The 12,464-nt window shown below is 66.7% G+C and carries 12 protein-coding genes; 6 read left to right on the forward strand and 6 right to left on the reverse strand.

Annotation, left to right across the window (positions count from 1 at the left end; all coding sequences use genetic code 11):
* Window positions 1-148: 148 nt before the first annotated feature.
* From J2Y55_RS07210 to J2Y55_RS07230, 5 genes are all read right to left on the reverse strand, one after another.
* The gene (locus J2Y55_RS07210) at window positions 149-1,366 is read right to left on the reverse strand and encodes an MFS transporter (RefSeq protein WP_310149867.1); all 1,218 of its coding nucleotides are present in this window, start codon (window positions 1,364-1,366) and stop codon (window positions 149-151) included.
* Between the two features lie 187 nt (window positions 1,367-1,553).
* A complete protein-coding gene (locus J2Y55_RS07215) occupies window positions 1,554-1,913 on the reverse strand; it encodes a TfoX/Sxy family protein (protein WP_310149870.1) in 360 nt (119 codons plus the stop codon).
* A gap of 80 nt (window positions 1,914-1,993) precedes the next feature.
* The gene (locus tag J2Y55_RS07220) at window positions 1,994-2,827 is read right to left on the reverse strand and encodes a sugar phosphate isomerase/epimerase family protein (protein WP_310150668.1); all 834 of its coding nucleotides are present in this window, start codon (window positions 2,825-2,827) and stop codon (window positions 1,994-1,996) included.
* 271 nt (window positions 2,828-3,098) lie between these two features.
* Window positions 3,099-3,884: an enoyl-CoA hydratase/isomerase family protein gene (locus J2Y55_RS07225; protein ID WP_310149873.1), complete on the reverse strand. Its 786-nt coding sequence runs from the start codon at window positions 3,882-3,884 to the stop codon at window positions 3,099-3,101.
* A 10-nt stretch (window positions 3,885-3,894) separates the two neighbouring features.
* The gene (locus J2Y55_RS07230; protein WP_310149876.1) at window positions 3,895-5,517 is read right to left on the reverse strand and encodes an acyl CoA:acetate/3-ketoacid CoA transferase; all 1,623 of its coding nucleotides are present in this window, start codon (window positions 5,515-5,517) and stop codon (window positions 3,895-3,897) included.
* Window positions 5,518-5,727: 210 nt separating this feature from the next.
* Here J2Y55_RS07230 and J2Y55_RS07235 point away from each other — a divergent pair, with 210 nt between their 5' ends.
* The 4 genes from J2Y55_RS07235 (at window position 5,728) to J2Y55_RS07250 (ending at window position 9,279) form a co-directional block, all read left to right on the forward strand.
* A complete protein-coding gene (locus tag J2Y55_RS07235) occupies window positions 5,728-6,501 on the forward strand; it encodes a 3-ketoacyl-ACP reductase (protein ID WP_310149878.1) in 774 nt (257 codons plus the stop codon).
* Between the two features lie 5 nt (window positions 6,502-6,506).
* Entirely contained in the window at window positions 6,507-6,986 is a 480-nt protein-coding gene (locus J2Y55_RS07240; protein WP_310149883.1) for a MaoC family dehydratase, read from the forward strand.
* Window positions 6,986-8,149, forward strand: a complete 1,164-nt coding sequence (locus J2Y55_RS07245; RefSeq protein ID WP_310149886.1) for a dihydrodipicolinate synthase family protein — start codon at window positions 6,986-6,988, stop codon at window positions 8,147-8,149. Before J2Y55_RS07240 ends, J2Y55_RS07245 begins: the two co-directional genes overlap by 1 nt.
* 68 nt (window positions 8,150-8,217) lie before the next feature.
* Entirely contained in the window at window positions 8,218-9,279 is a 1,062-nt protein-coding gene (locus J2Y55_RS07250) for a LacI family DNA-binding transcriptional regulator (RefSeq protein ID WP_310149889.1), read from the forward strand.
* Here J2Y55_RS07250 and J2Y55_RS07255 read toward each other — a convergent pair.
* On the reverse strand, window positions 9,276-10,796 hold the full coding sequence (locus J2Y55_RS07255) for an FAD-dependent oxidoreductase (protein ID WP_310149892.1): 1,521 nt from the start codon (window positions 10,794-10,796) through the stop codon (window positions 9,276-9,278). The genes J2Y55_RS07250 and J2Y55_RS07255 overlap by 4 nt on opposite strands.
* Before the next feature lie 44 nt (window positions 10,797-10,840).
* On the opposite strand from J2Y55_RS07255, the gene J2Y55_RS07260 reads away from it, so the two are divergent.
* Both J2Y55_RS07260 and J2Y55_RS07265 read left to right on the forward strand, forming a co-directional pair.
* Window positions 10,841-11,350 (forward strand): MarR family winged helix-turn-helix transcriptional regulator, encoded by a 510-nt coding sequence (locus tag J2Y55_RS07260; RefSeq protein WP_310149895.1) that lies wholly within the window; start codon window positions 10,841-10,843, stop codon window positions 11,348-11,350.
* Between the two features lie 60 nt (window positions 11,351-11,410).
* Window positions 11,411-12,382: a Gfo/Idh/MocA family protein gene (locus J2Y55_RS07265; RefSeq protein ID WP_310149898.1), complete on the forward strand. Its 972-nt coding sequence runs from the start codon at window positions 11,411-11,413 to the stop codon at window positions 12,380-12,382.
* Window positions 12,383-12,464 lie beyond the last annotated feature (82 nt).

Consider the following 12,464-nt stretch of genomic DNA (forward strand, 5'->3'; position numbering starts at 1 on the left):
GGTTTCGGATGTCCATCAAGGCCCCCGTAATTCCGCTATAGTGGAATAGTTCGACTACGGGGACTGTTTGTCAACTGGCTTTGCTGTTTCGGTCGCACCTGCCGGCACAGCCGCACAGACAAGTGCCAATCCTGATGCGGGAGCGGGCTTATCGCGCCGGATGCTCCGTCATCTTCGGCAGGAACCAGGCGAGGAGGCCGATCGCCGGCAGGAAGGCGCAGATTCGGTAGACGGTCTCGATGCCGACCCAGTCGGCAAGTTCGCCCAGCATGGCGGCGGCGACCCCGCCGAGACCGAAGGACAGGCCGTAGAACAGGCCGCCGATCAATCCGACGCGGCCGGGCAGAAGCTCCATCGCGTAGATCAGGATCGCCGCGAAGGCGCTCGACATGATCAGGTTGATCACCACCGTCAGCACGCCGGTCCAGAACAGGTTGGCGAAAGGCAGCATCAGCGTGAAGGGCAGCGCCCCCAGGATCGAGAACCAGATGATCTTGTTGCGGCCGATCTTGTCGCCCAGCATGCCGCCTCCGACCGCCCCTGCCGCCGAGGCTACCAGGAAGAGGAACAGCATCACCTGGGAGGTCTGCACGGAAACGCCGAACTTCCCGATCAGATAGAAGGTGTAGAACGAGCTGAAGCTCTGCGAATAGGCGTTCTTGGAAAACAGCAGGATGACCAGGATCGCGATCGGCAGGACAACGCTCGCGACGCGGCGGGTCGGCGACCCCGCCACCGAGGCCAGCTTGACCGCGGCCGGAGCGGCCGCCTGCTGGCTCCGCCATTGAGCATGGCGCCCCACGGTCCAGGTCATCAGGATCATCGCGAGGAGCGCCGCGGCCGAGAACCAGGCGAGGCTGGTCTGGCCGCGCGGTACGATCACGAACGCCGCCAGCAGCGGCCCGAGCGCGCCGCCCGTCTGCCCACCGAGCTGGAAGATGCCCTGCGCCAGCCCATGCTGCCCGCCGGACGCGCTGCGCGCCATCCGCGTCGCCTCGGGATGGAAGATCGAGGAGCCGATGCCGACGCAGGCCGCCGCCAGCAAGAGCAGCGGATAGCTACCGGCATAGGCGAGCCCGATCAGCCCGGCGAGCGTGAAGCCCATGCCGACGACCATCGAATAGGGCATCGGGTGCTTGTCGGTATAGGATCCGACGAGCGGCTGCAGCAGCGACGCCGCGATCTGGAATGTCAGGGTGATCATCCCGATCTGCCCGAAATCAAGGGCATAGGCGGCCTTGATGATCGGGTAGATCGCCGGGATCAGCGACTGCATCATGTCGTTGAGCAGATGGGTCGTGCTGAGCGCGATCAGCACGGGCATGGCGGCGCGCTGGGAGACGCTGACCGGACTATTGAGATTCATCGCCGTGTTCTCATGTCGTTGCCGGGGCGTTTTGTCGCAACGGCCCGGACGTGTTCGTCATGGTGGATGTCACGCCATGAAACAAGCCGGCAAAATCACGGCACCGACCTGCGCGGAGCGCGCGGCGCCGAGCCTGTCGCGGGAGCTCCCGCAAGCAGCAGGATGCTTGACGGCAGTCGACCCAGGGTCACGCCCGGCGCGGCGACACACGCTTCACTGCGACCCGGCGCGCCGCGGCCAGCGCCGACCGCGCCCAGGTGACGAGCTCGTCTGGCTCATCCAGCAGCCGCTCAGGCGCGCGCCAGAAGGAGAGGTCTATGACCTGCCCCTGCTTCTCATAGCTCAGCGGCGGAGAGGCTTCAGCTTCCTTGAACTCCGCCCGGTTGTGATCGTCGACCCGGAAATAGAGCGTGTCCTCCGCCACCAGCGCGAACATCAGCTGGTCGCAGAACACACCGGTCTTGCCGAACATGCGCCGCAGCGTGACGCGGCCGAGCGGCGCAAGCTGCTCACGCAGGAATTCGGCGAAGCCCTGGCTGGCGACCATCTGGCGCGTTTTCCATTCACGTTGCCCGTCGCAATTACGATCCGATGGGCGGACGATATGCTCCCACCCGCCTGCTTGTGTCAGCAGCAGCGCGTCAACCGTTCCACGCAAGTGGCCAGGATCTCGCTCTCGGGACGCCCCCACCAGTCCCGCGAAAAGATCTCCGTCTCGATGAAGCCTCGATACCCCGCCTGCTCGACCAGCCCCCGGATCTTCGGAATTTCGATCACGCCATCGCCCATCATGCCGCGATCGAGCAGCAGGTCGCGCGTCGGCACCAGCCAGTCGCAGAGATGGAAGGCGCAGATCCGGCCCGCCTCCCCGGCCTTGCGAATGCCCTCGGCCAGCAGCGCATCCCACCAGACATGATAGACATCGATGGCGACCCCGATACCGCCGCGCTGCTCGGGATCGAGCGCCTCGCAGATGGCGAGTGCTTCCCCCAGGCTGGTCACGCAGGAGCGGTCGCCGGCATACATCGGATGCAGCGGCTCGAGCGCCAGGGTGACGCCGCAGGTGCGGGCCTGTTCGAGAAGCAGCGCCAGCCCTTCGGTGACCTGCGCGCGAGCGGCATCGAGATCCCGCTCGCCGGGCGGAAGGCTGCCGACCACAAGTACGAAACAAGGCGCTCCGAGCAGCGCCGCATCGCCCAGCGCGCGCAAATTATCCGCCACATTTGCCTTGAACTGCGCCTGCGTCGCGGCCGGGAAATAGGTGCTGCGGCAATAGCCGCTGAGTGTGAGGCCAGCCTCGCGGATGCGCCTGGCGATGGCGGCAACGCTGCGCCCGTCGAGATCACGCCGCCAGGGTGCGATCGCCCCGAAACCGAAGCGCGCGACGAGATCGACGACCTCCTCGATCGGCAGGCGATGCCCGAGCGTCGCCGTATTGATCGAGCAGCGCTCAAGGGACAAGGGTGCAAGGCCGTGGCGTTCCGTCATCTTGCCATCATCGGAAATGGAGGGGCGGTGGCCAATCCTGGAGCGGCCAATCCGAGAGACTTCTTGCCTCCCAGAGCCCTCATCCTGAGGAGCGCTCCGCAGGAGCGCGTCTCGAAGGATGCTCCAGGAGGCTCCCGAACCATCTGGAGCATCCTTCGAGACGCCGCTGCGCGGCTCCTCAGGATGAGGGCTGGGGTTTCCAAACAGGTGCTTGGCGCCGCCCCAGATCTCACCCTTCCCAGCCCTAAACGAAGCGCGGCGGCCGCTTCTCGACGAAGGCGGCCTTGCCTTCGATGGCGTCGTCGGAGAGGCCCAGAGGCACGGTGATCTCCTCCTCCATCAGAAGCCCGGCCTGATAACCGTTGCGCAGCCCGGCCGAAACGCTTCGCCTTGAGGCCGCGACCGCCTTGGGCGACTGGCTGGCGATCAGCCCCGCCACTTCGAGCGCCCGCGCTTCGAGTTGATCATCCCCAACGAGCTCCTCGACCAGGCCGATCCGGTAGGCCTCTTCCGCACCGATCGTCTGCCCCGTCAGCATCAGGCGCAGCGCCTGGCCACGCCCCACCAGCATCGGCAGGCGCTGCGTCCCCGTCGCCGTCGCCATCGCGCCCAGCTTGACCTCGGGAACGCCGAAGCTCGCGCTGCGGCCGGCGATGCGGAAATCGCAGGCCAGCGCCAGGACCATGCCGCCACCCAACGTATGCCCGTTGCAGGCGGCAATCACCGGTACCGGGCCGCGCTCGATAGTCTCATTGAGCTTCGTCTCCACCAGCCGCGCCTCTTCGATCCACTCCGCCGTGGCCTCGAATTCGCGGATATTGGAGCCCACGGAGAAAGCCTGCCCGCTGCCTATCAACACGACGCAGCGGGCGCCGTGGTCGCGCTGCACGCTCTCGAGAAAGGCGGCCAACGCCCGCCGCGCGGCAATGGTGAACACCCCGAGCGGCTTGGAGATGATTCGGATCAGCACGACGCCGGGCGCGGCCAGCACAGCGTCAAAAACGTCGTTCTTCAGGAGGCTTTCAGTCATCGTTCGACCCTCACGCTGCCTGGAGGCCGGCACGGATCGCCGGGGCCGGCTTGCGCGCCAGGCTGAGGCCGATCGGCTCGGGCCTGAACAAGCGCGCATCCATCGGCTTGAGATCGCTCGCCACCTGCAGCGGCGTGCCCGCCCGGGCGAGGACGTCGCGTTCGAGATCGACGCCCGGCGCGATCTCCACCACGGTCAAGCCCTCGCGGCGCAGCTTGAGGACGCAACGCTCGGTAACATAGGTGATGTCCTGCCCCCGCTCGACCGCGTTGCGACCGCTGAAGGTGACATGGCCGACCTCCGGCACGAATTTGGAAATCTTGCCGTCCTGCCGGATGCGTAGACCGCCATCCTCGGCGGCCACCTGCAAGCCGCCCGCGGTGAAATAGCCGCTGAAGACGATCTTGCGCGCCCGCGTCGTGATGTCGACGAAGCCGCCGCAACCGGCGGTGAGATAAGGCCGTGACGGCAATCGCGACACGTTCACGCTGCCGAAGGCGTCGACCTCGAGGAAGGAGAGCAGCGAGCAGTCGAAGCCGCCGCCCTGGAAATAGGTAAATTGCTGCGGCGTCGGGAAGATCGCCTGCGCATTGGCGGCGCAGCCAAAGGCGAAGCCGGTCAAGGGAATGCCGCCGACGGCGCCCTGCTCGATCACCCAGGTCACCGCCTCGGCCTGGCCCTCCTCGATCAGGATCTGCGGCACCAGCGCCGAGATCCCGAAGCCGAGATTGACCGCCCCGTCATCCATCAACTCCATCGCGGCGCGGCGCGCGATCACCTTGTCGACGCTGAAGGGCTCAGGCTTGAAGCTGCTGATCGGGCGGCGGACCTCGCCGCTGATCGCGGGATCGTAGAGGATCTCGGTGGCCTGGACCTGGTCGGGGTCGACGACGACGTAATCGACCAATGTCGACGGGATATGGACCTTGTGGGCGGGAATCGTCCCTGCAGCCGTCGTTCGCTTCACCTGGCAAATGACGATCCCGCCCGAATTGCGGGCGGCGAGCGCGAGGTCGACCATGCCGAGCACGGCCCCCTCCTGCTCCATCGAGATGTTGCCGCGCTCATCAGCCGTCGTCCCGCGAATGATCGCGACCTGCGGAAAATGATTGTGGAAATGCAGCCAGGTTTCGCCGCCGAACTCGACGACCTGCACCACCTCGCCGCGCTTCGCCGCGGCCGCGTTCATCTTGCCGCCGTTGAGGCGCGGATCGACGAAGGTGTCGAGGCCGACCTTGGTCAGCACGCCCGGGCGCTTGGCCGCGGCGTCGCGGGCCATGTCGTACATGACGCCTGACGGCAAATTATAGGCCGCGACCTCGTCGCGCTCGATCATCTCCCAGATCGCCGGCGACGGCAGCGAGGACGGCCCACTCGGAAAGGAACCGGCGAGGATGGTGGCGAGCAGACCCTTGCGCGCGAGATGGTCGATACCCTTGACGCCATACATGTCGCCCGCCGCGATCGGCGAGAACACCGTCAAATTCCGCGGATGCCCCTCCCCGGCGAAGCGTTCGCCGACCGCCTTCAGCATGTGGTCGGGGCAGTTGAGCCCGGCCGATGAGCCGATCGCCAGCACCGCCCCGTCGGGAATGAACCGCGCCGCCTCGGCCGCGGAAATGATCTTGTTCATCATGGCGTTCTCATCGGGTCGGAGCCGGGGATGTTCGCATTTCGCTGCTGCACGCATGCGGTGATGAGCGCGCGACGCTTCACCGTGAGCCTCATCGTTCCACTCCCATGGGCGCAGCTTAAAAACTGACTTGATCGTTCTACTAGATCGATTTACTAACGGGCCCGACATGGCCGTGCAACTGAAAAATTGAAGCCGGGAAACGCTGGGATGGATCGACCACAGCTCGGAAACGCCCTGGTCACGGGCGCAGGCCGCGGCATCGGCCGCGCCATCGCGTTCGCCTTGTCGGAGGCCGGATTCAATATCATTGCCAATGACTTGGCCGCATCCGACGACCTGCCCGCCACCATCGCCGCAATCGAGGCGCGCGGCGGCCAAGCCTTAGCGCTGCCAGGTGACATCAGCGACCTCTCCAGCCAGCAAGCCTTGGTCGATAAGGCCTGGGCCGCCTTCGGCGGGCTGCACTGCCTCATCAACAATGCCGGCATCTCGGTCGCCAGGCGCGACGACATCCTGAAGGTCACGCCCGAGAGCTACGACCGCCTGATGGCGGTCAATCTGCGGGGGCCGTTCTTCCTGACACAAGCCGTCGCCCGGAAGATGGTGCAAGCCCCATCGGACCGCTTCCGCAGCATCGTCACGATCTCCTCGATCAATGTCGAGTTCGCCTCGGCCGACCGGGCCGAGTACTGCATTTCCAAGACCGGGCTCGCGATGATGTCGCAGCTCTTCGCCGCGCGCCTGGCCGGCGACGGCATCAATGTCTACGAGATCCGGCCTGGCGTCATCCGCACCAACATGACCGCCGTGGCGAAGGAGCGCTACGACGCCCTCTTCGCTGATGGCCTCACCCCGCTCGCCCGCTGGGGCGAGCCCGAGGACATCGGCAAGGCGGCCGCGATGCTGGCCTGCGGCTCCCTGCCCTATTCGACCGGCGAGGTGGTACGGGTCGATGGCGGCCTGGCGGTTCGCAGGCTGTGACGATCGTGAGCGGCAGAGAGCTCGCCCCCGGTGAATACTGGTTCGAGGACCTTGAGGAGGGCGACCGCTACCAGACCGGTTTCCTGGTCGTGACCGAGGCCCATATCGTCTCCTTCGCCGGCCTCTCCGGCGATTTCTTCGACATCCATATGGATGACGACTTCGCCCGCTCGCAGGGTTTTCCGGCCCGGGTCGCTCATGGCCTGCTCGGCCTGGCGCTGACGGACGGGCTGAAGAACCGGGCCTCGGTGCGCATCATGGCGATCGCCTCGCTCGGCTGGAACTGGCGCTTCAAAGGCCCGATCTTCGCGGGCGACCGCATCGGCGCGCAGATCCGCGTCGCCGGCAAGCGCCTGTCCAGCAAGGGGCAAGGCATCGTCACGCTGGCTTTCGAGGTGGTGAAACGCGGCGGCGAGATCGCCCAGGAGGGCGAAACCACGCTCCTCACCCGCCTGCGCCCTCAAGCCCTGGAGCAGATACCCTGATGATCACGCTCGCCCTGCCCCGCAGCGACCGCTCGCTGGAACGCTTCGCCCTGCCCGATCCCGTCCATTGGGACACCACCCGTCCCGGCGAGACGCTGGCGCGCGCCGTTCTCTCGGCCGCCCATGTCGTTGCCGATCCGCTCGCCGATATCGCGCCGATGCGCGAGATCGCGATCGATTTCGACGCGACCCAGCGCTTTCGCGAGCATCTCTGGGATCTCGGCCTCGGCATCGCCGAGGCGATGGATACCGCCCAGCGCGGCATGGGGCTCGACTGGCCCTCCGCGAAAATCCTGATCCGCAACACCCTCGCCAGCGCCCGCCAGCGACCCGGCGCGGTCGTCTTCTCAGGCGTCGGGACCGAGCAGCTCGCGCCGCAGGACGCGACGATCGAGAGCGTCATCGCCGCCTATCTCGAGCAGTTGTCCTATGTCCAGGGCCTCGGCGGGCGCGTCATCCTGATGGCGAGCCGGGCTCTCGCCCGGGCGGCACGATCCCCCGCCGACTATGCGCGCGTCTATGCCCGCGTCCTCGCAGAGGCCGACCAGCCGGTGATCCTGCACTGGCTCGGCGAGATGTTCGATCCGGCGCTCGCCGGCTATTGGGGCGGTAATAATATCGACGCCGCGATGGATTCCTGCCTCGGCATGATCGCCGACAATGCCGGCAGGATTGCCGGCATCAAGATCTCGCTCCTCGACAAGGAGCTGGAGATCGCGATGCGCCGCCGCCTTCCCGAGGGCGTCGCGATGTATACCGGCGACGATTTCAACTACCCCGAACTGATCGCCGGCGACAGCAAGGGCTTCAGCCACGCCTTGCTCGGCATCTTCGATCCGATCGCGCCCATCGCGTCGGCTGCCCTCAAGGCCTTGACGCAAGGCGGCGTCGCGCCCTTCCGCGACATCCTCGAACCGACCGTGGCGCTGTCGCGCGAATTGTTCCAGGCGCCGACGCAGTACTATAAGACCGGCGTCGTCCTGCTCGCCTATCTCGGCGGCCATCAGGAGCATTTCACCATGCTCGGCGCCCAGCAGGGCGCCCGCTCGGTGCTGCATCTCGCCCGCGTCTTCCGTCACGCCGCGACGCTCGGCCTGTTCTTGGATCCCGACCGGGCAGCGCAGCGGATGCGGCATGTCCTCGCCCTCCACGGCATTGCCTGAGCCCGCGGCTTGACGGGCCGCCCCACCGCGATCAGATCATCCATCCAGAGGCAGAAACAGACGAATCCGTGGCAGATTTCGAGCATCGCAAGGCGCAGTCGCAGGTGAATCCGCGGCCCACTCTGGTGGATATCGCGAATGCGACCGGCGTCTCGAAGGCCACCGTCTCGCTCGTGCTGCGCAACAGCCCGACGATCCCCAAGCGCACCCATGAGCGCGTGCTCGAGGCGGCGAAGAGCCTCGGCTATGTCTATAACCGCGGCGCGGCCGGCCTGCGCTCGACGGAATCCCGCCTGATCGCCATGGCGGTCAACGATCTGATCAACCCTTATTTCGCCGAGATCGTCGCGGCGATGGAAGATGCGCTGACGGAGCAGAACCGCATCGTCTTGATGTCGAACACCGCCGAATCCGTCGCGCGCCAGAGCGCCTTCGTCTCGGCAGTGCGCGAATACAATGTCGCGGGCCTGCTCGTCGTGCCGGCCATGGGCACGGACGCCGCCTTCGTCGACCTGCTCCGGTCCTGGCGTTTGCCTTGTGTGATGGTCTCGCGCTCGGTTCCGGGAGCCGACGTCGATCTTGTCCAGGCCGATCACCGCGCCGGCATGATCGCGGCCACAAACCACCTGATCGAGCTCGGCCATCGCCGGATCGGCATGATCGGCCTCAACCAGAACATCTCGACCGGCCGCGAGCGCTTCGAGGGCTACCGGCAGGCTCTGTTCGATGCCGGGATCGCGCTCGAGGCCCGCCTCGTGCTCTCCGGCCCGGCGACGCGCGACACCGGCATGGCCCATGCGCTGGCTCTGCTCGATCTGCCCGAGCCGCCCACGGCGGTCGTGTGCTTCAACGATGTCGTCGCCTTTGGCGCGATGCTCGGGTTGCGCTCGCGCGAATTGACGCCGGGGCGGGATTTCTCCGTCATCGGGTTCGACGACATCGCCGAAGCGACGCTGTGGCGCCCAGCCCTCACCACTGTCGCCGTGGCGCGGCAGACCGTGGGCAGGACCGCCGCCCAGTTGCTGCTGCGCCGGATCGAGGCTTTCGATGCGCCCACCGAGACCGTCCTGCTGCCAACCAAACTGGTGATCCGGGATACGACCGGCGCACCGCCCGTCAGGCTGCGCTAGAGGCCCATACTCCGAAGATAGGTCTCGAGCCCGCCGATCTCGCTGGACGAGACGATCGCCCCGACATAGCCGTCGGGACGCACGAGCACCCAATCGCCAGGTGTCAAACCATATGCGTCGCGCAGATGGCTGCCCTCATCGAGGATATCGCCGCGCCGACCGAGCGTATGGATGCTGAGCCCGGGGCGCGACGGCACGGCATCGCGCTCGACCTCATAGCCCAACAGCGTCCAGTCCGCGCCCTTGAACAGTTCGAAAAGGCGCGTCGCTTGTCCCGCGGCGCCGCGGATCGGTGCATCGGGCGCGCGGTCTCCGGCGAGCAGGCCGCCGCCGCGTTCCGGCTTTTCCAGCGCGAGCGACGACCCTGCGTAACCAAGGTCGAGCTGATGGACTTCGCGGCCACGCCGCATCTCGCCACGCCTGGCCGCATCGAGCAGTCTGGTGGCCAGCCCCAGCATGTCCGCTGCGATCGGTCGGCGTTCTTCCTCGTAGCTGTCGAGCAAGGCAACGGGGCCCCCCCCGGCGACCGCCGCCAGTTTCCAGCCAAGATTATGGGCGTCCTGGACGCTGGTATTGAGCCCCTGGCCGCCCGTCGGCGGATGAATATGTGCGGCGTCCCCGACCAGGAACACGCGACCGACACGGTAGTGATCGGCCAGCCGCGCATTCATGGTGAAGGCCGATGCCCAGGACACAGATTGGATGCGAATATCGTCGCGGCCGGTCCGCTCGGCCACCATTGCTGAGAGACCCTCAGCGGAAAGGTCGACCTCGCCTTCAAGCGGGATCGGCGCCTGCAGCTGGAACAGCTCGGTCCCGGCGAGCGGACATAGCGACATCTGCCGCGCCATCGAACCTTCGCTGAAGCGGTGCCAGGCATCGCGGCCCAGGCCCGTCAGGACGACATCGGCGACAACCGCGCGGACGCCGAGCGTCTTGCCGGGAAAGCCGATGCCGAGCGCGTGGCGCACGAAGCTGCGGCCGCCATCCGCGCCGACGAGATAGCGCACGCGCACGACCTCTTCGCCGGCTCCGGAGACGAGTCGCGCCGTTACGCCATCCTCGTCCTGCTCCAATCCGACCAGCTCGCAGCCGAACTCCGGCCGATGTCCGAACTCGACGAGGCGCTCGCGCATCACGCTTTCGGTCAGGAATTGCGGCACCATGAGCGGGAGATGATAGGGCTCGGCAGGCGTCGGCTCCTCATGCGCCGTGACATTGGATTCGGTGTAGCTGCCATCGTCGCGATATTCCCGCTGCGGCGGATAGAGGCCTCCGGCCGCGACGATCCGGTCGAGAATGCCGAGATCCTCGAAGACCTCCTGGGTTCGCGGCTGGATGCCCTTGCCGCGCGAGCCACGGAAAGGCCCGTCCATCTTCTCGATCAGGCGGAAGGATAGACCGCGACGCGCAAGCTCGATCGCGAGTGTGAGACCGGCCGCACCTGCGCCGCAAATCAACACGTCGCACATCAACTCCTGGTAAATCGCCCCCTGGACTGTGAAATCCTCTGTCATCGCCATCTCCTTATGTGTAATATGCACATAATTGGAGGGCCGGCATGTCGTCAAGAATTAATGTGCAAAATACACATATATCGGAGCAGCTCAGGATTCTGCACGGGGCGCTGATCGACATCGTCAGCGTCATGAACCGCCCCCAGCGCGACGAGATGATGGTTCGGGAAGCCGGCATTTCGCTCGATCGCGCCCTGTTCCCCTTGCTTGTCGGGATCGAGCGGCGCGGCCCGATCGGGGTCGTCGACCTCGCTGACCGCGTCGGGCGCGACTACACCACCGTCAGCCGGCAGGTCGCCAAACTGGAAAGCCTCGGCCTCGTCGCGCGCCAGGCCGGAACCGCTGACCGTCGTGTTCGGGAAGCGATCGTGACGCCCAAGGGCAAGGCAATGACCGACGCCGTGGACACGGCGCGCGACCGGATCGGCCGCGCCATTTTTGCCAGCTGGGACGAACACGATGTCGCGGAGCTGGTGCGGCTCATGCGCAAATTCGCCGACGCCGTGAACGATGACGCACCCAGTGATCCGGCGCGCCCAGGCGCCGGAGAGTGACCGCTCCCCACGAATCCTGCTATCTCGCCCCTGCCCTCACAGCTTGAGATCTTGACCACCATGCCGCAGGCCACACTCTCGATCGGGATCATCGGCGCCGGAATCATGGGCGAGCGCCTGCTGCGCGCGATCATCGAACAGGCGCCCGACAGCCTGCGGGTCAGCGGCATCTGGGACCCCGCGCCAGCCGCCTTGGCGCGCATCGCCGCGACCTTCCCCGCCATCACACAATTGGCCGACGCCGCCGCGGTCATCGCGGCCAGCGACTGCGTCTACATCGCCTCGCCGCCGGCCTCGCATCTCGACCATGCCCGCGCCGCGCTGGCTGCCGGCAAAAGCGTCTTCGCGGAGAAGCCGCTTGCGGTCGATGTCACCGATGCGCGCGCCTTCGTCGCCAGCGCTGGCGAGCGAGGCGCGGTCAACTTCCCCTTCGCCTCCTCGCTTGCGGTCGCGACACTGCAGGACTGGGTCGCGCAGGGCGAGATCGGCACGGTCTCGCGCATCGAGATCGAGGTCGCCTTTGCGACCTGGCCGCGCTCCTGGCAGGCCGACGCCGCAGCCTGGCTCGACAAGCCGGCCCAGGGCGGCTTCACCCGCGAGGTCGTCTCGCATTTCCTGTTCCTCAGCCGCCGGCTGCTCGGCCCGCTGCATGGCCTTTCGGCCAGCGTGAGCTTCCCGGAAACCGGCAAGGCGGAGCGCGCGATCGAGGCCCGGCTTTTCGCCGGTGAGTTGCCGGTCGTGCTCAAGGGCGGCGTCGGCACGACCGCGAAGGACGATCACAACATCTGGATGCTGGAAGGCGACAAGGGCGCGGTCCGGCTCTGCGACTGGTCGATTGCCGAACGCCGCCTGCCCGATGGCAGCTGGCAGCGCGCCCCGGGCGCGATGTCGAACGAGCAGGCCCGCCCGCTCGCCCTGAAGCGCCAGCTCGAGGGCGTCGTGCGCCTCACCCAGGGCCAGCCGCATCACCTGGCGACGCTGCCCGAGGCGCTGAACGTCCAGGAGATCGTCGAGGCTATCCTCGCGAGCTAGTGAGCGCAGGTTCGCCGCACCTGCGGCACTTCGGGCTCCCAATACTGTCCTGTCGCGGAGACAGAAAGCGACCTTCCCCAAC

The sequence above is a fragment of the Allobosea sp. BE125 genome (assembly GCF_031456075.1).
Taxonomy (GTDB): Bacteria; Pseudomonadota; Alphaproteobacteria; order Rhizobiales; family Beijerinckiaceae; genus Allobosea.